We start from the raw sequence: 24,119 nt of genomic DNA, 5'->3' as shown, positions 1-24,119 counted from the left end.
TAAGTGTCTCACCTGCCGAGGAAAAGAAATAAAAAAGATTACCCTCCATTCTAAAAAGAATTAAAAAGTAATTCAACATGTGGACAACTTTATTTTAGCGGAATGTTTACACCCAGCTGTAAATTCGTTAGTGTATTAAGAAGGATTGTGGATAAGTTAGGAGTGAAAAAATTTGGTTATTATTTGCTGCAAAGACCATGCTGAGCTTGGGATTGACATCATTGTGGACGAGTTTGAAACGCCCCCTGTAGTAGAGTTACTAACAGAGAATGATGAGTTATCAACAGGTTGTGAATACTGCGATAACAAAGGTGTATATAAAGTATCGAACATATGAACGCCTACAAGATATAGCACCAATTGTGCATATGTGGATAAGTTCTGGGGATAACTTATTTGAAAGGAAGTTTTCAACAAGTGAATATTTCAATCGTTTCCGTAGGGAAATTAAAAGAAAAATACTTAAAACTAGGTATTGATGAATACTTAAAGCGATTAGGACCTTATGCAAAAGTAGATATTATCGAGGTGCCAGATGAAAAAGCACCTGAAACTTTAAGTGATCAAGAGATGATCATGGTTAAAAACGCTGAAGGTGAAAGAATTTTAGCAAAAATCGGCCAAGATGTGCATGTGATTGCTATGGCTATTGAAGGAAAAGCAGTCTCATCAGAAGATTTGGCAAGAAATTTAGATCAGCTTGCAACTTATGGAAAAAGCAAAGTTGCATTTGTCATTGGTGGCTCTTTAGGGTTGAGTGATGCTGTTATGAAGCGGGCGAATGAGAAGATTTCATTTGGTAAGATTACGTATCCACATCAGTTAATGAAGTTGGTGTTGGTTGAGCAGATTTATCGGGCGTTTCGGATTAATCGGGGTGAACCTTATCATAAATAAATAACGATCTTTTAATAGAAACAGCACCTATTTAACTACTTAATATAGGTGCTGTTCTTGGTGTGATTTTGTATTTTGGTATCTAACTATTAAAAACATAAAAACAGGATACTTCAACCCATTTTTCTTAATCTTATTATTAACTTTGCTTCCTACCTTCGCGCACTCCATCGATTCACCAGTCCAACTAGATGACCATTTACGAAAATAACCCCAACTATGATGATTGTTCCCCCAAGTAAACTTGTGAAAATAACCTTTTCATGTAGAAGTAGCACGGCTGCTATCAGTGTAGAGACTGGTTCAAGGTATAAGAAAACAGATACTTGAGTGGCCTCCAACACCTCTAATGCTTTTGCCCAGTACCAGTAGGCAATACCGGATACAAAGACTCCAAGGAAGATAAGATGAGCCCATTCTACTCCATCTAGAAGAGTAAGCTTTTCCCAGCTTTTGTTCTGATAGATGAATGGGAGAGTAAGCAAAAGTCCCAAAGTACTCATGTAAAAGGTGAGGACCAATGCAGGCAATGGCACTTTTAGGCTTTTTAGTAAAACTGAATAAATGGCCCAATTTAAGGTACTGAGAACCATCAGTAGATACCCGATGTTGATCGAGAATCCTAATGACCTGTCTCCACCTGCTGTTGTGACCAGCAATACACCACTAATGGCCAAAATAATTCCAATAGCCTTTGGAAATGTCATCTTTTCATGCAGAAAGACCATGGAAAGAACGACGGTGAAAATTGGGGATAACGTAATGAGCCATCCTGCAGAGGATGCATCAATGGATAAAAGCGCGCTTGCCTGAATAACTTGATGAAGAAAAACCCCAAGAATCCCTAATACAATTAAGTGTGGGATATACTGTATCGGTAGCTTCATGGAATGTTCCTTTTTTACAAGGATAAGTACTAATAAAAATAATGCACCTATACCAAAACGGATGACCAGAAGAGTAAAGGGATCAAGCTTGTCCAGTACCGCTTTAGTCGAGACAAAGGATATTCCCCAAAGGCTGATGGACATGGTGGCATACAATGAGGCTCCTAGCATTTTTCGAAATGAAATCATAGATAGGCTTTCCTTTCTCAATTAATTCTTCTACCATCTTATGCTTGTCCTAAAAACATGAGAATGAGAAGATTATCTAGGATCAAGAAAGTTCTTGAGAAGCGGAAGCACAGGGACGGTTCTCGTGCTTCATTTACTTAACATACTTTGCAAGGGAAGTTACTTAATATGTTAATTTCTTCTTTAAATTATTTATTAGCATCCTAAATATACGAAATGTACCTTTGATTCATTCCAGTTTAATAAGGGTATTTAATATGTGAGATTTGGCCGTTTAATATTGGCTATGAATAAAACTTAGATGTAGCGAGTCAATGGCACCCTATTCCGAACGCTCCTTGAAAAAAAGAGTAATCCGGAGTTAAGACAGTATTTGTTTTAAAAGGGAGATTCATTATGAAAATCTATACGATTGGACATTATAATCATTCAAAAGAGCAGTTCATAAAGATACTCGAAGCAGCAGAAATTAGTTTTGTTGCAGATGTACGGGCATTTCCTGCAAGTCGTAGGAATGCACATTTTAATAAAGAAAACATGGCCCAATGGTTGAGAGAAGCAGGAATTTATTATCGACATTACCCAGGTCTTTGCGGTAGAAGAAAAATAGCCGGGGATGTAGGAGAGCAATTGAACGAAGGTTGGAATAACCGTTCATTTCACAACTATGCCGATTATACGCTCACGGATGATTTTCAGTATGCTTTGAAACAGCTCCAGGAACAAGCTAAAGAAAAAAATCTGGTTTATATGTGTTCAGAACATCACCCGGCAAGATGCCACCGTCTGCTTATCAGCAACTGGCTACAGGCAAATGGATGGGATGTGCGTCATCTCATACCTAATTTCAAGGGAGATCCTAGGATAGTCTCTCATGAATTGGGACAGTGGGGAGCCGTGCCAATCATTGAAGAGGATGGGACCGTCGTGTATCCGAAACTATAAAATGAGAAAATGCAAACATAGATGCCTGTCCCAACTAAAAGGGGCAGGCACTTTTTTTAGGGAAGCATGAAGACCGTTTTCGACGCTTCATTTATGGAAAAAAAGAAGTGCTTTTCTATAATTTCTATTAGCCGAGATTGCACATATGTAAGAATTTAATTTTATAATGTTGTTTTGAAAAAATGATAGAACATAATTATAAAAACCTGCACAGGGTGTACTATTTTTATGTTTTTTATTTCATGCAGTAGTTACTGTTTTATTTAACATTATTACATGTAGGAGAAATACCCTATAATCAACCCAATACCGGGGTTATTCTAACGGAGTTTTCTGTTAACAGACAAAAAGAATTTAGGTTCACGGTCACTATGGGTATGGCATAGGATAGCTGTAAATTTAGGATATGTAGGTGATTAAGTTGAAAGAGCCTTCTATTGTTTACAGTGAAATACCTTTTGTTGCGATTTACGAAAATATATTGAGTGATAGTGAATGTCAGCAATTAATAGCTTTAGCCAAAGAACATTTAAAGCCTTCAACGGTGGTTGGAGCAGCGGATATACGAAAATCAGATCAAGCGTGGCTTCCTCATCTGTTAAATGAAACGGTTCATCAGATTGCACAGCGCGTTGCCTCTATCGTAAACAAGCCGCTTACTCATGCAGAACAGTTACAAGTGGTTAGGTATCAGGTCGGCGGAAAATTTGATGCTCATTATGATACGTTTAGTCCCTCCACTCAGTTAGGGAGAACATATTTATCGAATGGAGGACAACGGATCGTAACAGCCCTTCTCTATTTAAACTCTGTGACTACTGGAGGAGGAGAAACTTTTTTTCCATCGCTAAATTTCGAAGTAGCTCCTACAGAAGGGAGTTTACTCGTTTTTGAAAACTGTATAAAAAATACAGATCACCCACATCATCTTTCACTTCATGGTTCTCGTCCCTTAACAAAAGGTGAGAAATGGATAGCTACGCTCTGGTTCAGAGAAAAGCCACGTCACTAGTGATCATCATGTAAAAGCCAGAGATATTATCAAGTCTCTGGCTTTATTGATTTTGATAGAAGTCACGGTTTACCTGAATGATTTTGTTTTCCTTTTCCAGGGTAGAGAGATAGATAAAGGGTGAGAGGAGAACGATATGAACTGGACAGTAGTGGTTAGCACATTTTTTATCATTTTTTTAGCCACATTGGCTTTAATGAAGTTTAATAAAAAAAGTGAACTCTATGTTACAGGTTGACATTCTCCTAAGTTCGTACTAGTATAGGGAATTATTTAGAAATATATATTAAAGATAGCAAGCTATGATTGCTGTAGGTCGTACTATAGCAGGAGCAGCTTCTGGAGAGACCGCATGTTAAGCGGCGCCGAAGGGTTCACAATCTCAGGCAAACGGACAGAAGAGTATTGAATTTTGACTTTGTTGTGCCTGTCATTTATAGCGCAGTGAATGCTTTTTTCATATTCTAATGTACAAGAGATTGGAGATTCTTCCAGTCTCTTTTTTTCGTTGTATTTGCATCTTAGAAGGAGGATTCATACGTGTCACAGCAAGAGTTGAAGAGAGATTTAGCTAACCGCCATGTGCAGCTGATTGCCATTGGCGGAACAATTGGTACGGGGTTATTTTTAGGTTCAGGAAAAGCGATTCAGCTTGCCGGACCGTCTGTTATATTTGCTTATTTAATCGTTGGTACTGCATTGTTTTTTATGATGAGAGCACTAGGGGAACTGTTGCTTTCGAAGGAAGGCTATGAGTCGTTTACCGATATCGCGGAGGATTATCTTGGTCCGCGAGCTGCGTTTATCACAGGATGGACGTATTGGTTCTGCTGGATCATGACAGCGATGGCAGATGTGATAGCGGTCGGTGTCTATGTACAATATTGGTTTAACATACCGCAGTGGGTTCCGGCGATTGTCTGTTTGCTTCTTTTACTTGGACTGAATCTTTTAACGGTAAAGCTTTTCGGGGAATTGGAGTTTTGGTTTGCTTTAATTAAGGTGGTTACGATTTTAGCGTTGATTGTGATTGGTGTTGTTCTACTTGTTGTTGGTTACCAGACGGATGCGGGAACGGTCTCTATAAACAACCTGTGGGATCATGGAGGTTTGTTTCCTAATGGCATGACGGGATTCTTACTCTCTTTTCAGATGGTTGTTTTCGCGTTTGTCGGAGTAGAATTGGTTGGTGTGGCTGCAGCAGAAACGTCTGATCCTAGAAAGAATATTCCCTCTGCGATCAATAAGATTCCACTTCGCATTCTATTCTTCTACGTTGGCGCATTGATCGTGTTGCTTTGCATCAATCCTTGGACAGAGTTAAACGCAGTGGAAAGTCCGTTTGTTAAAACGTTCAGCTTAATAGGAATTCCGCTTGCAGCTGGGATTATTAATTTTGTTGTACTGACTTCAGCGGCATCTGCCTGCAACAGCGGATTATTTTCAACGAGTCGTATCCTATTTACTTTAAGCAAGAGTAAACAGGCTCCTCGATCTTTTAAGAAACTAACGAAAAATTCGGTGCCTGGTAACGCGCTTTGGATTTCGGCTGTAGTTGTTTCAGTGGGAGCGCTACTCAGCAAGCTGATTCCAGAGCAAGCTTTTGGTATCGTAACAACCATCAGTGCCATCTGTTTCATCTGGGTGTGGAGCGTGATCTTGATCAGCCATATTAAATACCGTAAAACACGTTCAGACCTGCACAAAAAGTCAACATTCAAAGCACCTTTTGCTCCATTCGTTAACTATGTGGTACTCGCCTTGTTCGGTTTAATTTTAATCGTGTTACTTGTGGCAGAAGCTACACGTCCGGCGTTATTGCTGACACCTATTTGGTTTATTCTGTTGTTTATTCTTTTTTCGTTTAGGAAAAGACCTTAAACTAATATTATACACACTAAAAAAGTAGAGGAACTCGTGTTGGTTTCTCTACTTTTTAAATCGCTCTTTTCTAGAAGATAGTTGCTTTTAACTCCGTCACCTTTGACTATTGATTGGAGTGGAAGGTTGCCTTATACAATTTCATTCTTTAATAAATTATGCCGATCATATATTTTTTCAAAAAGGATTCCAGCTATATAGTAAAAACCTAGTCCAAAGAAAATATGAGTAAGTGTAAACTTTGCACCGAATGAAGTGAATTCATATACTAGTACGGGTAGTTTTACAGTGGACCAAGCTCCTAAGAAAAACACGATATAACGAACGCTAGCTCCCTTTTTTAATAATAACACTGCTATGGGAAAGGCTATATAAAGTGGACCGGCAGCAACAGTTGCTAATATTAAGGTGAACAAGATTCCATATATACCCGATTTGTCACCCATATATTTTATTAAAGATTCTTTTTTTATCCACTGATCTAATAACCCTACTAAAATAAAAATCGGTGGAAGTAAAAACAGCATATTCCAGAGACTTTCAGCAGTTAACTGAATAGTATTCATGGCAATAGACTGATTTATATATACAATTACTAACAGTCCCAATAGTAATACTAGAAAGAGACGATATCTTTTTAATTTTTTCACACCATCACCACCCAAACTATCCATGCAAATAGAAGAGACATAATTATGGCAGAGGCATTTCGAGCATACGCAAAACTCCTCCCAAATATTTTTTGTTCCATAGTTAAAGTAGCAAGTCCTACAGACATTAGGGTAGACATTAAGACCGCTACTTGAGGGAGGGCAGCACCATTTTGAACGAGTGTACGACCGAGAGGAAAGACAATAAAGCTTGGAACTAAAGCAACAGAGCCAAGAATTGTAGAATAAACCATACCTAATAATCCCGAATTTTCACCTATCACTGAGGATATCAAGTCAGGTGACAATAATGACAACGTTAATCCAACAAATAACATGATTGCTAATAAATCTGGGAGAACTTTTCGAAACATTTTCCATGCACTAATTAACGCTAATTTTGTTTTGAGTTTATTTTTCTTAAAAGATATTATCAAATAAATAGCGGCTAAGCTGTATAGAATGATTCCGCTAAGCATTAATTTGTGTCTTCCAATCGTTATATTTCTCTAGAAAAAAGGATAAATTCTTTATTTTTTCCTCTATATCCAACTGATGTTCTTCTAATTTTTTCTTTCCAATGGCGGTTATTCTGTACATCCTTATTGGCTTGTGTTGATCAGTGGTATTCAAATAAGATTCAATTGCTTCTTCTTGCTCCAATTTTTTTAATGTACGATACAAGATCGCGCTATCGATGGGATTGACAGGAAGCTCTTCTTCACATTTTTGCAATAGTCTTCCCCCGTAATTATCTCCTTCTGTAAGAAATAACAATAGAAATGCTCCTGTATGTCTTCCTGTATGTTTCATGATGTATACACTCTCCATTTCTAATTTATTTATTTACTGTCATTAACAGTATACTGTCGTTAACAGTGTTATGTCAAATCTTGAATAATACCACCCCAACAACTAACATTGCGTTTCTATCGTCAATTTCCTCATAACACGTTTATCTTTTTTATGAATTGTGCTCTAATAAGAAAGAGTTAAAAAAGCAGGTAGCTTACGTGCACAAAAGCTTTTGGTGTATGTATAATGAGTTTGCGAAATGAGGAAATACTTTGAAAAGATTTAAGAAGTTCTATATAGAAATTACAAGCATCTGTAATTTGGCGTGTCATTTTTGTCCTCCAACTGAACGAGCAAAGCAGTTCATTTCTGTTGATGATTTTACAAAACGATTAGACCAGATCAAGCCTTATACTGATTTCATCTATTTGCATGTAAAAGGTGAGCCACTGCTTCATCCGAAAATCGATCAGCTTTTAGACTTAGCTCATGAAAGAGGGTTTAAAGTTAATATCACTACGAATGGAACGCTCATCAAAAAGAATTGGGACAAGCTTATCAATAAGCCTGCGCTCAGACAGATGAATTTTTCCCTTCATAGTTTTGATGGCCACGTCGGTCAGAGTATGACGGATAAAGAAGAATACGTAAGAACGATTCTTTCTTTTGTACAAGAAGCAACGAGGGAATCTCCGTTATTTGTTTCTTTAAGGCTTTGGAACCTGACGCAAGACAATGCGACGAACTTGGAAAAACAGCGTAACCGTCAGCTGCTTGAGATTATTGAAAACGAATTTAATCTCGGGTTTAGAATTGAAGAAAAGCTCACTCCGGGTAAAGGAATTAAACTGGCTGATCAAATCTTCATCAATCAAGATTACGAGTTTAAATGGCCGGCACTTCATGAGGAAGAGGATGACGGAAAAGGATTCTGCTACGGCCTCCGCAATCAAGCGGGTATTCTGGCGAACGGTACAGTCATTCCATGCTGCTTAGATGGAGAAGGTGTTATCAACTTAGGAAATATTAATGAAACACACTTTTCAACTATTATTGAAGGTGACCGAGCAAATAATCTTGTAGATGGTTTTTCGCGAAGAGAAGCTGTTGAGGAACTTTGCAGAAAATGTGGTTATCGTAAGCGGTTCGGTAAATAGAACGAAACATATGTTAGACATTTAAGGCGGGGAGTTACCCTGTCTTTTTTTATGAGAAAAAAACGCACCTAATCTCAAGAACTCTGAAGCAGCAAATTCTTATCAGAAATCGTGATTAGGTGCGTTCATTATCTATTATTTTAATTTAACATCAAATCGATCAGCGTCCATCACTTTTACCCATGCTGCGATAAAGTCGCGCACGAATTTTTCTTGGTTGTCGTTCTGCGCATACACTTCAGCGAGTGCGCGAAGTTCTGAGTTGGACCCGAACACAAGATCAAAGCGGGAAGCTGTTCGCTTCACTTCTCCTGATTTACGGTCGCGGCCTTCGTACTCGTTAAAGCCTTTTGATTTCCACTCCACGCCCATGTCGAGTAAGTTTACGAAAAAGTCATTCGTTAAGGTGCCAACACGGTCGGTGAATACACCGTGTTTCGTATTCTTATAGTTTGTCCCAAGAACGCGAAGACCTCCGACTAGGACGGTCATTTCAGGTGCCGAGAGACCTAGTAGCTGTGCTTTGTCTACAAACATCTCTTCAGGGCTTGTGCTATATTCTTTCTTTTGATAGTTGCGGAACCCGTCTGATACCGGCTCTAATACATCAAAAGAAACAGCGTCCGTTTGTTCAGGCGTTGCATCACCGCGTCCAGGAGTAAATGGAACCGTTACATCAAAGCCCGCATCTTTTGCTGCTTTTTCAACAGCAGCACTTCCGCCAAGAACGATTAGATCAGCTAAACTCACCTTCGTGTCGAGCTGGTTTTGTAGATCTTGATAGATTCCTAGAACTTTCTCTAATTGTTCAGGTTCGTTCGCTTCCCAATCTTTCTGAGGTGCTAGGCGGATACGTGACCCGTTCGCACCTCCGCGCATATCAGAAACACGGTATGTGCTTGCTGAAGCCCAGGCTGTTTTGACGAGCTCACTCACCGATAATCCTGTATTTAGAATCTTTTCTTTTAACTGAGCGATGTCAGACGGTGATAGATCATAATCTACACTCGGAACTGGGTCTTGCCAGATGAGTTCTTCGTCCGGCACCTCTGGACCTAGATAACGAACTTTAGGCCCCATGTCACGGTGAAGCAATTTAAACCAAGCACGTGCAAAAGCATCGGCGAATTCATCTGGATTCTCGTAATAACGGCGAGAGATTTTTTCATAGTCCGGATCCATACGTAACGCCATATCAGCTGTTGTCATCATCGTCTTCACACGGATCGAAGGGTCTTCTGCATCTGGAGCCATGTGCTCTTCTGTCATATCAACGGGACTCCATTGATATGCGCCTGCTCTACTCTTCGTTAACTCCCATTCGTAACCGAACAGAAGGTCAAAGTATCCATTATCCCATTGTGTTGGGTTCGACGTCCAAGCTCCATCAACACCACTCGAAATGGTGTCGCGTCCTTTTCCACTGCCGTGACGGCTCAGCCAGCCTAGTCCTTGTGTTTCGATGTCTGCTGCTTCAGGATCGTCTCCTACAAGAGAAGGATCGCCTGCGCCATGTGCTTTTCCGAATGTATGACCACCTGCGATAAGAGCAACTGTTTCTTCGTCATTCATCGCCATACGGCTAAACGTGTCACGAATATCACGAGCACTTGCGAGTGGATCAGGCTTTCCGTTCGGCCCTTCAGGGTTCACGTAGATCAGACCCATCTGAACCGCAGCGAGCGGCTCTTCTAGCTCACGGTCACCAGAATAACGGTTGTCCGCTAACCATTCTTTTTCCGTTCCCCAATAAACATCTTCTTCTGCATGCCAAATATCTTCACGTCCACCAGCAAAACCAAACGTTTTTAGCCCCATGGATTCGATCGCTACGTTACCAGTGAAAACAAGGAGATCTGCCCAAGAGATCTTATTGCCGTATTTTTGTTTGATCGGCCATAAAAGACGGCGAGCTTTATCAAGGTTTACGTTATCTGGCCAACTGTTTAGAGGTGCGAAGCGCTGAGAACCTGATCCACCGCCACCGCGTCCATCAGCCGTACGGTATGTACCTGCAGCATGCCAAGACATACGGATGAAGAAAGGACCATAGTGACCATAATCCGCTGGCCACCAATCTTGGCTGTCGGTCATCAACGCATGAAGATCTTTTTTCAGCGCATCGTAATCTAACTTAGAGAACTCTTCACGATAATTAAAGTCGTCACCCATCGGATTGGATTTTTTGTCATGTTGGCGAAGAACATTTAAATTGAGCTGGTTCGGCCACCAATCCTTATTTGTCGTACCGTGTGGCGCTCTTGAAGTCGTAATCGCACTATCCTTGTGGTGTGTGACAGGACATTGACCTGCTGATGTGTGCTCTTTTTGATCGGGCTTGTTGTTGTTTTCCATTACAATTTCCCCTTCCTTTTTTGGAACTTAAAAATTGCAAAACACGAAAAGCCAAGATGTTAAATATTTGATTATTGTGATAACTCAATTATAGTGGACAGGTATGTGGATTCAAAGCGTAATGCATCTTCATTAACTGTATTTAACTTTAAAGTGGATAACTTATTTACAAACTCTTCTTTCTAAAAAAAGAATGTTGCTTTCAAATGTTGTAGAGTGAAACGTCAGAAATGGCTCACCGGTATGCCCACGGAGAGCGAGTAGGTTGGAACGAAAATCATTCCCTTTATAAGAGCAATAAAACTTGCAAACATAGCGGAACAAAAAAGTTTTGAATATTACAAAAAAATACATATTAATAGGTTTTAAGAACTAGTATACTTAGGGTATATAGTAAATAAGGACCTGTACTACATACTTAAAAAATGAAAATTTTGAAGGGGGTAAATTTGTGAAAAAGTTAGTATCATTAGCTTTATTATGTTTATTGTTAGTAGGCATTGTCACACCTGCTTATGCAGCAGAAGATGACGACATCGCTAAAGCGTTAGAGATGATTGAAAAGACCAACAGAGACATTGATAAGAAGATTGAAAAAGCGGTTCAAGAAGCAGATTCGCTACATGCTGATTATCTTTTAGAGATTCAAAAGTTAGAAGAGGGAGATAAAGTAGTAAAATTAGATGAAGAGGTGCAAAAAATCCTCTCAGAAATGAATAACTTGAGTAGTGATGAAAAAGATAAACTGAATAAGTTAACAGAGAAGCTCAAAGAGACATCTGCAAAAAGAGATGAAGAAAAATTACGGATTCAAAATAAGATGGACCAAATAGAGAATGAAATTGATACAGTAACGGCGGAATTAGTTTCAACTGATGATTCTAAAAAGTTAGAAGAAAAACTAAAAAAGCTCAATGAAAAGTTAAAAGAAAAAGATCAAAAGTATGCAGATAAAACAAACAAGTTTACAAAAGATCTTCAAAAAGTTATAGATGGTATATATAATGAAACGCTAAAAATGTCGGCTGAAGCAATTGAAAAGGCGGCAAAAAAAGGTGTTATTGCAGAATGCAGTTGGAAACTAGTGCGCTTTGCTGATCAATGGGTATGGATAGATCCTGTCAGAGTAATCAGATTCACTAAAGGAGGATAAAAAATAATTTAATTCTAAACAAGGAATTAGCCTGTTTATAATAGAATTACAGCTAAAGCGAGTCTTAATTCGGAGACTCGCTTTTATTGATGTTCTTAGATAGGGGGTATCTCGAATGTCTTTTCACATAGGCAAAAAAGGTTCAACGATCGAAAAGGTGTCATTTGAGACATTTAATATAAGTCTTCTAGCTCGTGGAGATGGTGTAGATATCATGCTGCAGACGATAGAAGCTAACGAACCTTTTTATGTATATCCCAGTGATAATCCAAATGTAATGGAATTTTTTTATATCATTAAAGGTGAGATGATTTGCGAATTAAATGGACAGAAAGTTCTATTGGGCCCTCAAGACTACTATTATGCGAGTGATCTAGAAGAGCCTGTATATTTTACTGCTATTACTGATGTAGAATATTTATGGGTCATTACAGAACCTGCTTTTTATCAATTAAGTGAGAGTGTTATACAGCTGAAAGATATAGTAGACCAAGTAGAAATAAAAGATAGATATACATTTAAGCATAGTGAAAGGGTAAGTCTGTATGCTATGCAAATTGCAAAGAAACTAATGCTTCCTAAAGAGAAGGTCGAAACCTTATATATAGCTGCATTGTTACATGATATTGGAAAGATCAATACGCCTACAGAAATATTAACAAAGCCTGAAAAACTGACAGAGGAAGAATTTTCTGTTATAAAACGTCATCCTTCAGATGGTGCGGAGATGGTTAAAGATCTCTATTATGAAGGTGTAGCACAAATCGTTGAGCAACATCATGAAAGATTGAACGGAAGCGGGTATCCGAAACAGCTTAAAGGTGATGAGATTTCTTTAGAAGCACGAATTATAGCGGTAAGTGATACATTTGACGCTATGACAGAAGATCGAGCTTATCGAAAAGCCTATGATGCACAAGCGGCTATTAATGAACTAATAAGGCTGCAAGAGTCTCATTATGACAAAAGTGTTGTTGACGCTTTAATAGAGATTTTGAAAGAAGAAAAGCGGATTTAAACAGGTCTAATGATTAAGATGAAATTCTTCTCGTAAAAGATGCATGATATTGATTTTGATTGTAAGATTGACGGATTTGGCGAGATTAAAATGAAGACCGAGTTTTTGAAAAAGATATAGCGTTATTATAAGTAACCACCAATCTCCGGTGGTTATTTTTTTCGTGATATAGTCCCTCTTTCTAAGGTGCTAACTCTCTTAACCCCCGTCCTTCCAGTATTTAACGCTCATTTTTTCTCAAAAAAAGATGGAGAAACATAAATAAAAAAAGGTTAACAATCGAATACTTAGGGTATTTAAAGAAAGTATGTGTGCATAAAATTTTTAAATACAAACTTTTATATTCTACTATAGTAATTATTCGTAGATTGATCGCAAAAGGAGAGAAAGATGAATATACATTTTGAACAAAAAAAGCAGCAATTGGGTATTCGGGAAATATGGGGAAGCAAACAGCAAACCATTTCTTCTGTCTGCTTTGATTCCAGAAACGTAATGAATAACTCTTCCTTTGTTTGTATAACTGGAGAACAATTTGACGGTCACACCTTTATTGAGAGTGCCATCCAGAACGGTGCTGTTGTGGTGGCCGGTGAAAATAAAGCGATTTTAAAAGAAGTCAGCGAAATCTATCGTGATGTTACATTCTTACTTGTTGAGGATGCTCGCGTATTTATGGCTCAATTATCTATCCTATTTAATAAACGTATACATGAAAAATTAATCACAGTTGGTATTACAGGTACGAATGGTAAAACGACGGTCGCGGCTTACGTTAGATCGTTGATGAACCTATGTGGTGTTAAATCCGGTTCGATTGGAACTACCGGTATGATTTCCTCAACAGGAAATCTGAACATGAAACAGTCAACGCCAACAACGCCTGAAGCTCCTGATCTTCATCACATCTTCAAACAATTTGTAGAGAATGGCGATCAACTCGCTGCGATGGAGGTCACTTCTGTTGGAATCGAACAAAAACGAACGGCAGGCATCCATTTTGATGTTGCGATTCATACAAACTTATCGCCAGAACATTTGGAGTTTCATCATACGTTCGAAAACTACAAACAAGCAAAGTTGAAGTTATTTAAACAAGCTAAAAAAGCGGTTGTGAACATCGATGACGAGGGTATGGGGAAAGAGATCGTTGAGTTGTTTGCAGGTCCTTTGCTAACGTATAGCATGCATGAAGAAAGCGGTGCGGATGTGATCGCAACGGATGTTAAACAGGTAGCGAACGGTACTTCATTCACTTTATCACTTCAAGGAAAACGTTATTCTGTAATAACACCTTTTTACGGATCTTATAATATCGCGAATCTGCTTTCTGCAATCTGTACAGGTTTGCATATCGAAATTCCATTAGAAAAAATGCTTCATGTTCTACCTGAAATGACAGGACCTGAAGGAAGATTTGAAATCATTCATAAGCAAAAGCGTAAGATTATTTTGGACTACGCACACACTCCTGTTGCATTACAAAACCTTGTAACGGAAGTAAAAAAGCTGCCATACAGTCGACTGATTGTGCTAGTGATGGGTATTGGCATAAGAGATAAAGAGAAGATGCCAAAAATGGCGGAAACGATTGAGAACCAAGCAGATGAAATCGTCGTATCTGTTGATCATCCAGGATACAACGACCCGAGTGAAATCGTTGGTCACGTGATGAAGGGATTCAAAAATCCAGACGCACCAAACATTCACTCAGAACTTACGCGTCATGATGCAGTGATTAAGGCATTGTCTCTGAGTGAAGAAAATGACATTGTTCTCCTCACAAGTGGTTGCATCAATGGTGCTCAAATTGTTAAAGGCGAGAAGATTCCTCACTCTGACAAAGACATCATTGCAGACTTCTTTAGAAGTAAAAAAGTTGCGAAAAGTGGAAGAATGTTTGCTTCTTCTAAGATAAGATGGGCTGCACCTAAAAAGAGAAACATACTGTAAAAAAGATAGAAAATTTTAACCCCGTTATCGTGATAGCGGGGTTTTTAGTCGTTGTTTTTACAGTAAACGAAGCATCAAACACGCTGTTTTTACAGTTAGGGGGCATAACCCCTGAACAAGCCGGGTATTGGGTAATACTTACAAAATGTCGAAGGAGCTGACAGCGTGAATACACTTTTCTTAGTATCTTTTTTAGTGAGTTCCATTGTGACAGGTGCGAACTCGAGCGAAATGGCCTTAAATAGGACGAACAATGAAGTAACGCAGAACGAAGAGGAAACACAAAGCATTTCTGAACCTATCAATACGGAAGAACAACAGGATGCTGTTTTACAATTTATCAATGTTGACGTGGCAGCAGTATCTACTTACGAAGTACAAGCCTTTGATTCTTTAGCTAGCGTTTCAGGTGCAAACTATACCGACGATAAGACAATGTATTTGGAGTTAGTGGAAACTACGATTCCTGCCTATGAAAAAGCAATGGCCCAAGCGAAAACAATCGATGTTCAAGGAGAAGAATTAGTAGGGATGAAAAAACAAATCGTAAAAGCTACCGAAACCTTTTACGAAGGCTTAATTCTTCAAAGACAAGCGTTAGAACAACAAGATGAAAACCTGATGACACAGTCTAATCTTAAATTGGAAGAATACTTCCAATTGGTAGACGCTTATCACGCAGAGATGGGATTATTGAGCAAAAAATACGATATTGAATATAAAGACGCTCCAAGTAATTCAGAGCAATTGGAGCAAACAGAGGAAGGCGATTTCTTGTAAATGCTAATCTAATGGGTTTGAGTTAGTGCTAAGACATAGACTTCTATAAGACATCATGTATAAGTTGCTTGGAGCGTAAGGTGTGAGACTCCTGGGGGCTCACCGCCCCGGAAAGCGAGCATCCTAAAGCGCAAAGCAACCTCTTTCAAATCTTCTAGACACATTAAAAAAAGTAGCTACCCTGAAAAAAGGATAGCTACTTTTTTTAATGTGCCTGTGACTCAGCAGCTTCTTCATCACGCATTGAGTAAACTTTCTTCGCAACCGTTAACGCGTTAAACAGGTCTTATTCGCTAAATGGTGAGAGCATATTAATAAATTCTCGAGTTGCATATGTAACATATTTATCTTTCTTTTTTATAATTCCTAGCTTGTAAGGTAGGGAAGGATCTACGATTGGAATGGCTCTGATCAAATTTTGATCTACCTTTTTTGCAATCGATTCTGGAAAGATGGAAACCCCTAAATTCTCTCCGATCATACCGCTGATAAAATCCCATTGTGAGCTTTCATAGGAAATCTTCGGATGAAAACCAGCTGTAATACACTCTTCGATTACACGATCATGCAGGGTGAAGCCTTCTTTAAAGATAATAAAAGATTCATTCTCCAATTCTTTCATAGATACTTTTTCTCTATTTGCGAGTGGATGTGAATGATGAACAAACAACATGAGGTGCTCGGTTAAGAAAGAAACGATTTCGAGTTTATCTTCATTTAAGGGCATTACGACAACCCCAAGATCTAAGAGTCCGTCATTCACTTCTCGCTGCACACGATTCGCGCCATGTTCGACGAGCTGAATCTGTATTTCAGGATAAGAAGCTTTGAATTTCTTGATGATTTTAGGGAAAAATAAGAAGCCGATAAGCGGGGGGATTCCAATTTTGATTTTCCCCTTTTTTAAGTTCATTAAGTCGTAAAGGTTTGATGATAGGTTGTCCAAAGACTCTAGAATCATCTTGCTTTGTTCAAACACGATCTCGCCGGCTTCTGTTAGTTCGATCTGTCTGGAAGAGCGATCGATCAGTTCCATCTCAAGTTCGTCTTCTAAACTTTTTACCATTTTACTTAGACTAGGTTGAGATAAATGCAAGACGGTAGAGGCTTTTGTGAAGCTTTTATGTTTGGCTACAGCGTGAAAATAAGTCAATTGTCGAATATCCATATGGAGAACTCCATTCTATAACTTTTGTGCATACTATCTATAGTTATAATTCATTTTACTTAATAAATACACAGGAGTAAAATGTCCTTCGTGCAATGAAAACTTTTGAAAAGTAAGTGCTACTAGATGAAAGCGCACTCTTTCTATATAAAAAAGGAGGAAAGATTTTGATTAGTATCATAATAGGTCTGGCTCTACTCATGTTTTTTGCGTACCTCGGCTGGTCGATCATCTGGGTCGCTCCAATCGTAGCGGGTATTGTTGCTCTGATGAGTGGTTTAGACTTGATGGACGCGTATACCAATACGTATATGACCGGCTTTGTAAACTTCGCAAAAGCGTGGTTTCCGATCTTCTTGTTAGGAGCCGTACTCGGTAAGTTGATGGAGGATACGGGAGCTGCTAAATCTGTTGCGATTCAGTTTACGAAGTTTATAGGTGAAAAACGTGCGATTCTCGGAGTTTTGGTAGCATCAGCTGTCTTAACTTACGGTGGCGTAAGTTTGTTTGTCGTTGTGTTCGCCATCTATCCGATCGCATTGGCATTGTTTAAAAAAGCAGATATCTCTAGAAGATTGATCGCACCTACGATCGTTCTTGGAGCATTCACGTTTACGATGACTGCCGTACCAGGCACACCGCAGATTCAAAACTTAATTCCGATGAACACGTTTAAGACGACCCCTATGGCGGGTACCATTATCGGTATTGTCGCTACGCTGATCATGGCAGTCGGCGGGTATTTCTGGTTGAAGTTCAGAGAGAACCGATTAACGGCAGCTGGCGAAAAATATACAGAACCAAATAAATCTAAAGAGAATGAAGATGAAAATGAGGAGAACCTTCCAAACTGGATTCTTTCATTAGTCCCTTTAATCGTTGTTGTTATTTTACTTAATTTCTTAAAAATCGCTCCAATTCCTTCGTTGTTAGCTGGAATTCTAGCTATTCTTCTTATCAATATCAAGCAATACAAAACATTCATTCCTTCTATGAACGAAGGTGCTAAAGGTTCTGTTATGGCGATTATCAACACGAGTGCCGCAGTTGGTTTCGGTGCTGTTGTAACGAGTGTTCCTGATTTTGACCGAATCACAGATATGCTTTTAGGAATCTCAAGCAACCCACTCGTATCTGAATCCTTAGTCGTACAGCTTTTAGCGATGATCACAGGTTCAGCTTCTGGTGGTATGGGAATCGCATTAGAAGCTCTTGGTGGAACGTATTATGACTTATCTCAGTCAACAGGCATGAGTCCTGAAGCGTTTCATAGAATGGCATCCATTGCCTCTGGAGCATCGATCCTCCCTCATAATGGAGCATTGTTAACGCTTCTTGCGGTAACACAGTTGTCGCATAAGGAAACGTACAAAGATGTATTTGTTGTCGCTTTAATCATCCCTACTATTGCCGTAATTGTTGGAATCATTATGGCGAGCATGGGTATTATATAAAAACTTTTTAGGAGTGAGTATAGTATGGTAGAAAATAAAGTAGTCGTTATTACAGGTTCTGCAAGTGGTATTGGATTTGAAATCGGAAAAACATTCGCTCAAAACGGAAGCAAAGTAGTCTTAACAGACCTTAACGAAGAAGGCGTTAAGAAGGCTGCAGAAGAATTAAAGAGTCTTGGTCTTGAAGCGATCGGCCTTAAAGCTGACGTTACAAGTGAAGAAGACATCAAGAGCATGATTGAAACAGCTCACAAAGAGTATGGCCGTGTTGACGTTCTGATCAACAACGCTGGTCTTCAACACGTTTCACCAATCGAAGAGTTTCCAACAGCTAAATTCGAACTTATGATTAAAATCATGCTTACAGCTCCATTCATCGCAACAAAGCATGTAATGCCGATCATGAAGGAACAAGGATTCGGCCGTATCATCAACGTATCTTCAATCAACGGATTGATTGGTTTTGCTGGTAAAGCAGCATACAACAGTGCTAAGCACGGTGTAATCGGTCTTACTAAAGTTGCAGCTCTTGAATCTGCAGCGCAAGGTGTAACGGTTAACGCACTTTGCCCAGGATATGTAGATACGCCACTTGTTCGTGGTCAAATGGAAGACTTAGCGAAAACAAGAAACGTATCATTAGAAAGCGTTCTTGAAGAAGTTATCTATCCACTTGTTCCACAAAAACGTTTGTTAGACGTTAGCGAGATCGCAGACTATGCGATGTTCCTATCAAGCGACAAAGCGAAGAGTGTAACAGGACAAGCAATCGTTATCGATGGCGGATATACAGCTCAATAATTTCTGTTTTTACAAACCTCAGCCGATTTTTGGCTGGGGTTTTCTTTTTGTGTGATAAGTGACGAGTGGAAGGCGGTTGGTGTTTTGCTAGGGGTGTGGGTATCTGGATAGGTGGTGGCAGTGGAACGTTGTCGACTCGCCGATATATGAGGAAAACTCGCCGGATTATGGCCTAAACTCGCCGGAATAATCCTAAAACTTCATGGATTATTTCTTAAATCTCCGGAATTATCTTGGTGAATACCCCTTGTGGTATCAATTAAAATCACCTATAAGCTACTATAACGTCATCTTCTACCCTCAATTATTGAACTTTCAGCCCCAAAAACCACTCATGATCTTAAACAAAAGAAAAAACCGACTAAAATCATCATGTTTTAGTCGGTTTTTTCTTTTAATTCAATTTATTGACTATATAACAAAGCATTCATCAACCTACAGTGCTTCTTTAACCACTTTCTTATAATAGAGAACCGACAACACGCCAAAGATCGAATAGAGGATCGTATACATGACCATGACGATGATCATCGGTGTCCAGAGTTCAGCTCCGAATAGGAACCAGCCGGATTGTACGGCGAAATAGCTGTGCAGCAAGCCGACCACGAGTGGAATTCCGAAATTAAAGAGCTGCTTATACTGAATGCCTTTCAACAGATCACTCTGGGTGAACCCTAGTTTTCGCAGAATCATATAGTTTGGCTTTTCACTTTCACCCTCGTCCATCTGTTTGAAGTAGAGGATACACCCTGAGGTGACGAGGAAAGTCAGTCCTAAGAAACCTACGATAAACATCATGAGTCCCATGTTTTTCTTTTGATTCGTGCTTATCTCATGACGAGATTCATTGTATAGCTTTTTATACGTTTCGGTTGATTTAAACAGTTCATCTGCCTCTTCAAGTTGTTCTTTATTTTTTATGTCGACCCCAATATAGAGGCTAGATTCTTTTTGCACTTTAGGATCGATATCTTTTTTCATCTTCATAAAAATTGCATCGTCAACGATGGCGGTAGGAACACCTCCAGCTGTGAAATACCAGGATACGGGATAAATATCTTCTAAGCCTACATAACGTTGAGTGAGCGTTTCTGTCTTTCCTTTGATCTTAATAGAACCAGAGCTCTTTAAAGGCATAAATTTTTGAAGCAGGTCGTCATAGCCGGTAAAGACCACTTCATTCTGAGAAACATCCATGCCGGATACTGACTTTTCGCTTATTAAAGGGAGTGGCATCGCTTTTGGATCGATTACGAGTTCTTCTAAGCTGCGATCAATAAGCTGTGAAGCATTCACCGTCACCTGGACCACTTCAATCGATTTTTCTGAATAAGGAATATTATTCTTCTCTAAAGCGGATTGGAACGTATCTGCCGACTCTCTATCAATGATTGAAAAGTCATGAGGAACGTTATTTGCAGCCGTTTTTTCAGCAGAATAATACGAGATGTAGGCAAGGCACAACAAAGCGATTGAAAGCGCTGAAACGGTTGTAATGATCATAAGCAGAAGTGCGTTTGACTTCATACGGAACATGACGGATGCGAGCGACATCACTTCGTTAATGGACAGGTAGCCACCTTTTTGCTTTCTTATTAGGTTAAGCAGAAAACTGACAGAGCCCTTGTAAAAGAAATAAGTACCTAGAATGACGGCAGCCAAAATGAATATCATTGCTCCAAATAATTCAGGCATCGTAGTAAAATCACCGCCGAAAAGTTTGGAAGATACGATGTAACCTGTCGTAATCAGAACAAGACCAACGATTCCCATCACCATTTCAAAGCGAGAAAGTTTTTTCACGGTGATTTCTGTAGAAGAAGTGACACGAAATAGAGATAGGATAGTCTGCCTTTTGATGAACGTATAGTTCATGATCATGATCAACAGATAGATTGCTGTAAAAACAAGAACGGTTTGAATAAGTGCTTGTGGTGAAAACCGTAGTGATGCGATTGAATCAACACCCGTTGTTTTGAACAAAACGAGAATCATTAATTTTGAAAACGAAAATCCGGCAAAAATTCCGATCAATAGGGAACCAAAGTAGAGGAATAAGTTTTCGATTGAAAGAATGCGAAAAATCTTTCCTTTTGTCATTCCGATCAATTGAAAAAGCCCGATCTCTTTGCTGCGTCGTTTGATGAAGATGTTGTTCGCGTAAAGCAGAAAGACGGATACGATTACAACAAGCAGGATAGAAGCGGCTCGAATCGCGGCTTCACCTTTTACAGAACCTTCTACAGCATCCATAGACGGATCATATTGAAGTGTTACAAATGCAAAGTAAAGAGCAGAACTAAATACTAGAGCAAAAACATACAGGTAATAGTTTCTTAAGTTTTTCTTTAAATTGCGAAAGATGAGCTGATTAATGTTCATGTTGGACACCACCTAAAACACCTTGCGTTTTCATAATATCCTTAAAGAAACTTTGTCGATCTTGCTCTCCTTTCATAAGCTGCGTGTAGATCTGTCCGTCTTTTATAAACACAACGCGGCTGCAATAGCTTGCTGCTACAGGATCATGCGTTACCATAAGAATGGTTGCTTGTCTGTTCTCGTTAAGACCGCTTAATTTGTTTAAAAGGTCAGACGCAGACTTGGAATCGAGAGCGCCGGTCGGTTCATCGGCGAAGATGATACTCGGCTCATGAATGAATGCGCGAGCGGCAGATGTTCTCTGCTTTTGTCCACCCGAGATCTCATTCGGATATTTATCTTTTATCTCAGAAATACCGAGCTCATTCGCCACTTCTTCAAATTTCTTTTCCGCTTCTTTTTTCGGTGTTTTGGTTATCGAAAGCGGCAGAAGAATATTTTCTTTAACCGTTAACGTATCTAATAGGTTGTAATCTTGAAAGATGAAACCAAGATGGTTCTTTCTGAACTCTGCCAGCTGTTTTTCCTTCATAGCTGTCATCTCAAATGAGTTGATTTGAATCGTTCCTTCGCTCACTTGATCGATGGAAGAAAGGACGTTTAATAACGTCGTTTTACCGGATCCGGATGCTCCCATGATACTGATGAACTCACCTTTTTCAACGGAAAGATCAATACCTTTTAGGACGTGTTGTTTATTATTTTTATTTCCATAGCTCTTATGAAGCTTAACTGCTTTCAATATACTCATGATTGATTACCCCTCTCTGATAGTTTCATTATAGAAAGCATTTCAGCTCTTTTCCTTCTGTTCACATAACAAAACAGAAAAGCATGTGACACTTTCGTCACATGCCCATCGTTTGATCGAACTCATTTCTTTTTGGGAAAGCGAGTGTAACGGTTGTACCTTCATTCCGCTTCGAATCTATAGAAAGTTGGATATGTAAGGAATCTGCTGCTTTCTTAGCTAAATATAAGCCCATGCCGGTGGAAGCTTGATCGTGATGGTCTGTCGTTGACGTGAACCCTTTCTCAAAGATACGAGGCATATCCTTTGTATCAATTCCGCGACCAAAGTCTTGAATCGATAAATAGTTTCTGTCGTTCATGTTATAAGAGTTGATGGTAATCTCTGATGAATGGCTGTATTTCACAGCATTCGTTAAGAGCTGGCGAATGATAAATGCTAGCCATTTGGCATCACTTAAGACATGAAGAACTTGAAGATCAAAATCAAAGCCAATCCCTTTTTGGATACACCACGACTGCAGCGTTTTAAGTTCGGAAAAAAGCAGCGCCTCAAGATCAGTCACTTCCATATAAAGATCGTTCTTAATAAAAGGGATTCTCTTCTGATGAAGCTGTTGATCGAGCAAAAGGTGGATACGAAGCCATTCGTAGGTCAGATCTCCTTTTAATGGCGTATCGTCCATCCGTTGAATCATAAGATGCATGGCCGTAAGCGGTGTCTTGACCTCATGAATCCAGGCTAGGAGATCGTCCTTTTCCTGTTCAACCAGCATACGATTTTCTGATGCTGTTCGTTTTAAATGCTTTGTTTGTTCGGTAATGCTGTTTTCAATGATTTTCTCAAAAGGCGAAGAAGGTAGTGACATATTAGAAAGGTCAAAATCATTTTCCCTTTCCTCAAGCTGGTGGAAGAAAGCTGTTTCTTTTTGATACCGATAAAAAAGAAAGATAGCAAAGACGATTAGAGAAATGAAAACGACATAGCCAACAGCAGAAAGGGGGATGGATGGATCGAGATAGGCGATCATGAGGAAAATGATCTGCTGTAATAAAAACAAAAAAATCCAGCTGCCGCGTTCTATTAAATAGCGTCTGATCATACAGGGTCCTCTTCTACGGCCCTATAGCCTTGTCCCACTTTGGTCTCAATGAATTGACCGAGTTCGATTTCTTCAAGCCGTTTTCTTAAACGATTCACATTTACGGTGAGGGTATTGTCACTTATGAACTTTTTATCGTCCCATAAGCTGTTAATGAGATTATCACGACTTACAATTTTATTCTTTTGCTCGATCAGTAGTTTCAGAATGAACACTTCATTTTTTGTAAGTTCAACTGAACCCTTCTCGTTCGTTACTATATTCTTTTCATAATCGATTTGAGCGCCGCACCACGTTTTGAGACTAACGGTGTCTGTATTGTAATTATAAACACGCCTGAGAATCGCATGAATCTTTGCGATCAATACTTCAAAGTGAAATGGTTTTTGAACAAAGTCGTCTGCACCGAGCTGCATGGATAGGACCATATCACTCGGATGATCACGCGAAGACAGAAAGATGATCGGTACGTTAGAATGCGATCTAATATTTCGGCACCAATGAAAGCCATCGAACTTCGGCAGCTGTATATCGATGACAACAAGGTCAGGTTTAATCTCTGTAAACTCCTGCATCACCCGTCCAAAGTCAGTAATGCCATACACTTCATACGACCATTGTGATAATCGTTCTTTGATCTCGCTGAATAGCGTCGAATCATCTTCAATGAGCAAAATTTTAAACATCATTTATCACCACATCATTACTTGATATGTTTTTTAGTGTATAGCAAAACTTGGATATTTTCTAGGATGTGCATTTTTTCACGTCACAACCAACTCATATTAT

The 24,119-nt window shown here is 39.2% G+C and carries 23 protein-coding genes and 1 riboswitch; of the genes, 13 read left to right on the top strand and 10 right to left on the bottom strand.

What is annotated here, in order from left to right:
* Positions 1-172: 172 nt before the first annotated feature.
* On the top strand, positions 173-337 hold the full coding sequence (locus ACOZ9X_RS18695; protein ID WP_423419507.1) for a CxxH/CxxC protein: 165 nt from the start codon (positions 173-175) through the stop codon (positions 335-337).
* A gap of 80 nt (positions 338-417) precedes the next feature.
* Entirely contained in the window at positions 418-897 is a 480-nt protein-coding gene (rlmH, locus tag ACOZ9X_RS18690; protein WP_423419530.1) for a 23S rRNA (pseudouridine(1915)-N(3))-methyltransferase RlmH, read from the top strand.
* Between the two features lie 152 nt (positions 898-1,049).
* Here rlmH and ACOZ9X_RS18685 read toward each other — a convergent pair whose 3' ends face one another.
* Entirely contained in the window at positions 1,050-1,940 is an 891-nt protein-coding gene (locus tag ACOZ9X_RS18685) for a DMT family transporter (protein ID WP_423419506.1), read from the bottom strand.
* Between the two features lie 429 nt (positions 1,941-2,369).
* Here ACOZ9X_RS18685 and ACOZ9X_RS18680 point away from each other — a divergent pair, with 429 nt between their 5' ends.
* The 3 genes from ACOZ9X_RS18680 to ACOZ9X_RS18670 all read left to right on the top strand — a co-directional run bounded on the left by ACOZ9X_RS18680 (position 2,370) and on the right by ACOZ9X_RS18670 (position 5,811).
* Positions 2,370-2,918, top strand: coding sequence for a DUF488 family protein (locus ACOZ9X_RS18680; RefSeq protein ID WP_423419505.1), 549 nt, complete (start codon positions 2,370-2,372; stop codon positions 2,916-2,918).
* Positions 2,919-3,330: 412 nt separating this feature from the next.
* Positions 3,331-3,930: a prolyl hydroxylase family protein gene (locus ACOZ9X_RS18675; protein WP_423419504.1), complete on the top strand. Its 600-nt coding sequence runs from the start codon at positions 3,331-3,333 to the stop codon at positions 3,928-3,930.
* A 329-nt stretch (positions 3,931-4,259) separates the two neighbouring features.
* Positions 4,260-4,338, top strand: a riboswitch (glycine riboswitch).
* A gap of 132 nt (positions 4,339-4,470) precedes the next feature.
* Positions 4,471-5,811, top strand: coding sequence for an amino acid permease (locus ACOZ9X_RS18670; RefSeq protein ID WP_423419503.1), 1,341 nt, complete (start codon positions 4,471-4,473; stop codon positions 5,809-5,811).
* Between the two features lie 131 nt (positions 5,812-5,942).
* On the opposite strand, the gene ACOZ9X_RS18665 is transcribed toward ACOZ9X_RS18670, so the two are convergent.
* From ACOZ9X_RS18665 to ACOZ9X_RS18655, 3 genes are read right to left on the bottom strand one after another with little or no spacing between them, the layout of a single operon-like run.
* A complete protein-coding gene (locus ACOZ9X_RS18665) occupies positions 5,943-6,461 on the bottom strand; it encodes a permease (RefSeq protein WP_423419502.1) in 519 nt (172 codons plus the stop codon).
* Positions 6,458-6,940: a hypothetical protein gene (locus tag ACOZ9X_RS18660; RefSeq protein WP_423419501.1), complete on the bottom strand. Its 483-nt coding sequence runs from the start codon at positions 6,938-6,940 to the stop codon at positions 6,458-6,460. The genes ACOZ9X_RS18665 and ACOZ9X_RS18660 overlap by 4 nt, the downstream gene beginning before the upstream one ends.
* Complete coding sequence (locus ACOZ9X_RS18655; RefSeq protein WP_423419500.1) at positions 6,933-7,274, bottom strand: PadR family transcriptional regulator; 342 nt, start codon at positions 7,272-7,274, stop codon at positions 6,933-6,935. Before ACOZ9X_RS18655 ends, ACOZ9X_RS18660 begins: the two co-directional genes overlap by 8 nt.
* A gap of 254 nt (positions 7,275-7,528) precedes the next feature.
* Here ACOZ9X_RS18655 and ACOZ9X_RS18650 point away from each other — a divergent pair, with 254 nt between their 5' ends.
* The gene (locus ACOZ9X_RS18650) at positions 7,529-8,413 is read left to right on the top strand and encodes a radical SAM/SPASM domain-containing protein (RefSeq protein WP_423419499.1); all 885 of its coding nucleotides are present in this window, start codon (positions 7,529-7,531) and stop codon (positions 8,411-8,413) included.
* Between the two features lie 135 nt (positions 8,414-8,548).
* On the opposite strand, the gene katG is transcribed toward ACOZ9X_RS18650, so the two are convergent.
* Complete coding sequence (gene katG, locus ACOZ9X_RS18645) at positions 8,549-10,768, bottom strand: catalase/peroxidase HPI (RefSeq protein ID WP_423419498.1); 2,220 nt, start codon at positions 10,766-10,768, stop codon at positions 8,549-8,551.
* A gap of 451 nt (positions 10,769-11,219) precedes the next feature.
* On the opposite strand from katG, the gene ACOZ9X_RS18640 reads away from it, so the two are divergent.
* The 5 genes from ACOZ9X_RS18640 to ACOZ9X_RS18620 all read left to right on the top strand — a co-directional run bounded on the left by ACOZ9X_RS18640 (position 11,220) and on the right by ACOZ9X_RS18620 (position 15,672).
* Positions 11,220-11,921, top strand: coding sequence for a hypothetical protein (locus ACOZ9X_RS18640; RefSeq protein WP_423419497.1), 702 nt, complete (start codon positions 11,220-11,222; stop codon positions 11,919-11,921).
* Positions 11,922-12,036: 115 nt separating this feature from the next.
* The gene (locus ACOZ9X_RS18635) at positions 12,037-12,939 is read left to right on the top strand and encodes an HD domain-containing phosphohydrolase (RefSeq protein WP_423419496.1); all 903 of its coding nucleotides are present in this window, start codon (positions 12,037-12,039) and stop codon (positions 12,937-12,939) included.
* Positions 12,940-12,978: 39 nt separating this feature from the next.
* Complete coding sequence (locus ACOZ9X_RS18630) at positions 12,979-13,059, top strand: PhnA domain-containing protein (protein WP_423419529.1); 81 nt, start codon at positions 12,979-12,981, stop codon at positions 13,057-13,059.
* Between the two features lie 270 nt (positions 13,060-13,329).
* On the top strand, positions 13,330-14,892 hold the full coding sequence (locus tag ACOZ9X_RS18625; protein WP_423419495.1) for a UDP-N-acetylmuramoyl-L-alanyl-D-glutamate--2,6-diaminopimelate ligase: 1,563 nt from the start codon (positions 13,330-13,332) through the stop codon (positions 14,890-14,892).
* A 165-nt stretch (positions 14,893-15,057) separates the two neighbouring features.
* Positions 15,058-15,672, top strand: coding sequence for a hypothetical protein (locus ACOZ9X_RS18620; protein ID WP_423419494.1), 615 nt, complete (start codon positions 15,058-15,060; stop codon positions 15,670-15,672).
* 286 nt (positions 15,673-15,958) lie between these two features.
* Here ACOZ9X_RS18620 and ACOZ9X_RS18615 read toward each other — a convergent pair whose 3' ends face one another.
* Complete coding sequence (locus ACOZ9X_RS18615) at positions 15,959-16,840, bottom strand: LysR family transcriptional regulator (protein WP_423419493.1); 882 nt, start codon at positions 16,838-16,840, stop codon at positions 15,959-15,961.
* Between the two features lie 167 nt (positions 16,841-17,007).
* Here ACOZ9X_RS18615 and ACOZ9X_RS18610 point away from each other — a divergent pair, with 167 nt between their 5' ends.
* Entirely contained in the window at positions 17,008-18,294 is a 1,287-nt protein-coding gene (locus tag ACOZ9X_RS18610) for a GntP family permease (protein WP_423419492.1), read from the top strand.
* A 24-nt stretch (positions 18,295-18,318) separates the two neighbouring features.
* Entirely contained in the window at positions 18,319-19,095 is a 777-nt protein-coding gene (locus ACOZ9X_RS18605; RefSeq protein ID WP_423419491.1) for a 3-hydroxybutyrate dehydrogenase, read from the top strand.
* A 435-nt stretch (positions 19,096-19,530) separates the two neighbouring features.
* Here ACOZ9X_RS18605 and ACOZ9X_RS18600 read toward each other — a convergent pair whose 3' ends face one another.
* The 4 genes from ACOZ9X_RS18600 to ACOZ9X_RS18585 all read right to left on the bottom strand — a co-directional run bounded on the left by ACOZ9X_RS18600 (position 19,531) and on the right by ACOZ9X_RS18585 (position 24,016).
* Complete coding sequence (locus tag ACOZ9X_RS18600) at positions 19,531-21,477, bottom strand: FtsX-like permease family protein (RefSeq protein ID WP_423419490.1); 1,947 nt, start codon at positions 21,475-21,477, stop codon at positions 19,531-19,533.
* Positions 21,467-22,228 carry an ABC transporter ATP-binding protein gene (locus tag ACOZ9X_RS18595; protein ID WP_423419489.1) on the bottom strand — a complete coding sequence of 254 codons (762 nt, stop codon included), beginning with the start codon at positions 22,226-22,228 and terminating at the stop codon, positions 21,467-21,469. Before ACOZ9X_RS18595 ends, ACOZ9X_RS18600 begins: the two co-directional genes overlap by 11 nt.
* Before the next feature lie 97 nt (positions 22,229-22,325).
* Entirely contained in the window at positions 22,326-23,330 is a 1,005-nt protein-coding gene (locus tag ACOZ9X_RS18590; protein ID WP_423419488.1) for a sensor histidine kinase, read from the bottom strand.
* Positions 23,327-24,016, bottom strand: a complete 690-nt coding sequence (locus tag ACOZ9X_RS18585) for a response regulator (protein ID WP_423419528.1) — start codon at positions 24,014-24,016, stop codon at positions 23,327-23,329. Before ACOZ9X_RS18585 ends, ACOZ9X_RS18590 begins: the two co-directional genes overlap by 4 nt.
* Positions 24,017-24,119 lie beyond the last annotated feature (103 nt).

Source organism: Fictibacillus nanhaiensis, assembly GCF_049537595.1.
Taxonomy (GTDB): Bacteria; Bacillota; Bacilli; order Bacillales; family Fictibacillaceae; genus Fictibacillus; species Fictibacillus nanhaiensis_F.
This window is presented reverse-complemented; position numbering and strand designations above follow the sequence as displayed.

Bases quoted from the DNA above. Each gene is read 5' to 3' on its own strand.
- ACOZ9X_RS18605 (WP_423419491.1), top strand. From the start codon at position 18,319: ATGGTAGAAAATAAAGTAGTCGTTATTACAGGTTCTGCAAGTGGTATT.
- ACOZ9X_RS18600 (WP_423419490.1), bottom strand. From the start codon at position 21,477: ATGAACATTAATCAGCTCATCTTTCGCAATTTAAAGAAAAACTTAAGA.
- ACOZ9X_RS18655 (WP_423419500.1), bottom strand. From the start codon at position 7,274: ATGAAACATACAGGAAGACATACAGGAGCATTTCTATTGTTATTTCTT.
- ACOZ9X_RS18590 (WP_423419488.1), bottom strand. From the start codon at position 23,330: ATGATCAGACGCTATTTAATAGAACGCGGCAGCTGGATTTTTTTGTTT.
- ACOZ9X_RS18630 (WP_423419529.1), top strand. From the start codon at position 12,979: ATGCATGATATTGATTTTGATTGTAAGATTGACGGATTTGGCGAGATT.
- ACOZ9X_RS18615 (WP_423419493.1), bottom strand. From the start codon at position 16,840: ATGGATATTCGACAATTGACTTATTTTCACGCTGTAGCCAAACATAAA.
- ACOZ9X_RS18635 (WP_423419496.1), top strand. From the start codon at position 12,037: ATGTCTTTTCACATAGGCAAAAAAGGTTCAACGATCGAAAAGGTGTCA.
- ACOZ9X_RS18660 (WP_423419501.1), bottom strand. From the start codon at position 6,940: ATGCTTAGCGGAATCATTCTATACAGCTTAGCCGCTATTTATTTGATA.
- ACOZ9X_RS18625 (WP_423419495.1), top strand. From the start codon at position 13,330: ATGAATATACATTTTGAACAAAAAAAGCAGCAATTGGGTATTCGGGAA.
- ACOZ9X_RS18680 (WP_423419505.1), top strand. From the start codon at position 2,370: ATGAAAATCTATACGATTGGACATTATAATCATTCAAAAGAGCAGTTC.
- katG (WP_423419498.1), bottom strand. From the start codon at position 10,768: ATGGAAAACAACAACAAGCCCGATCAAAAAGAGCACACATCAGCAGGT.
- ACOZ9X_RS18585 (WP_423419528.1), bottom strand. From the start codon at position 24,016: ATGTTTAAAATTTTGCTCATTGAAGATGATTCGACGCTATTCAGCGAG.
- ACOZ9X_RS18595 (WP_423419489.1), bottom strand. From the start codon at position 22,228: ATGAGTATATTGAAAGCAGTTAAGCTTCATAAGAGCTATGGAAATAAA.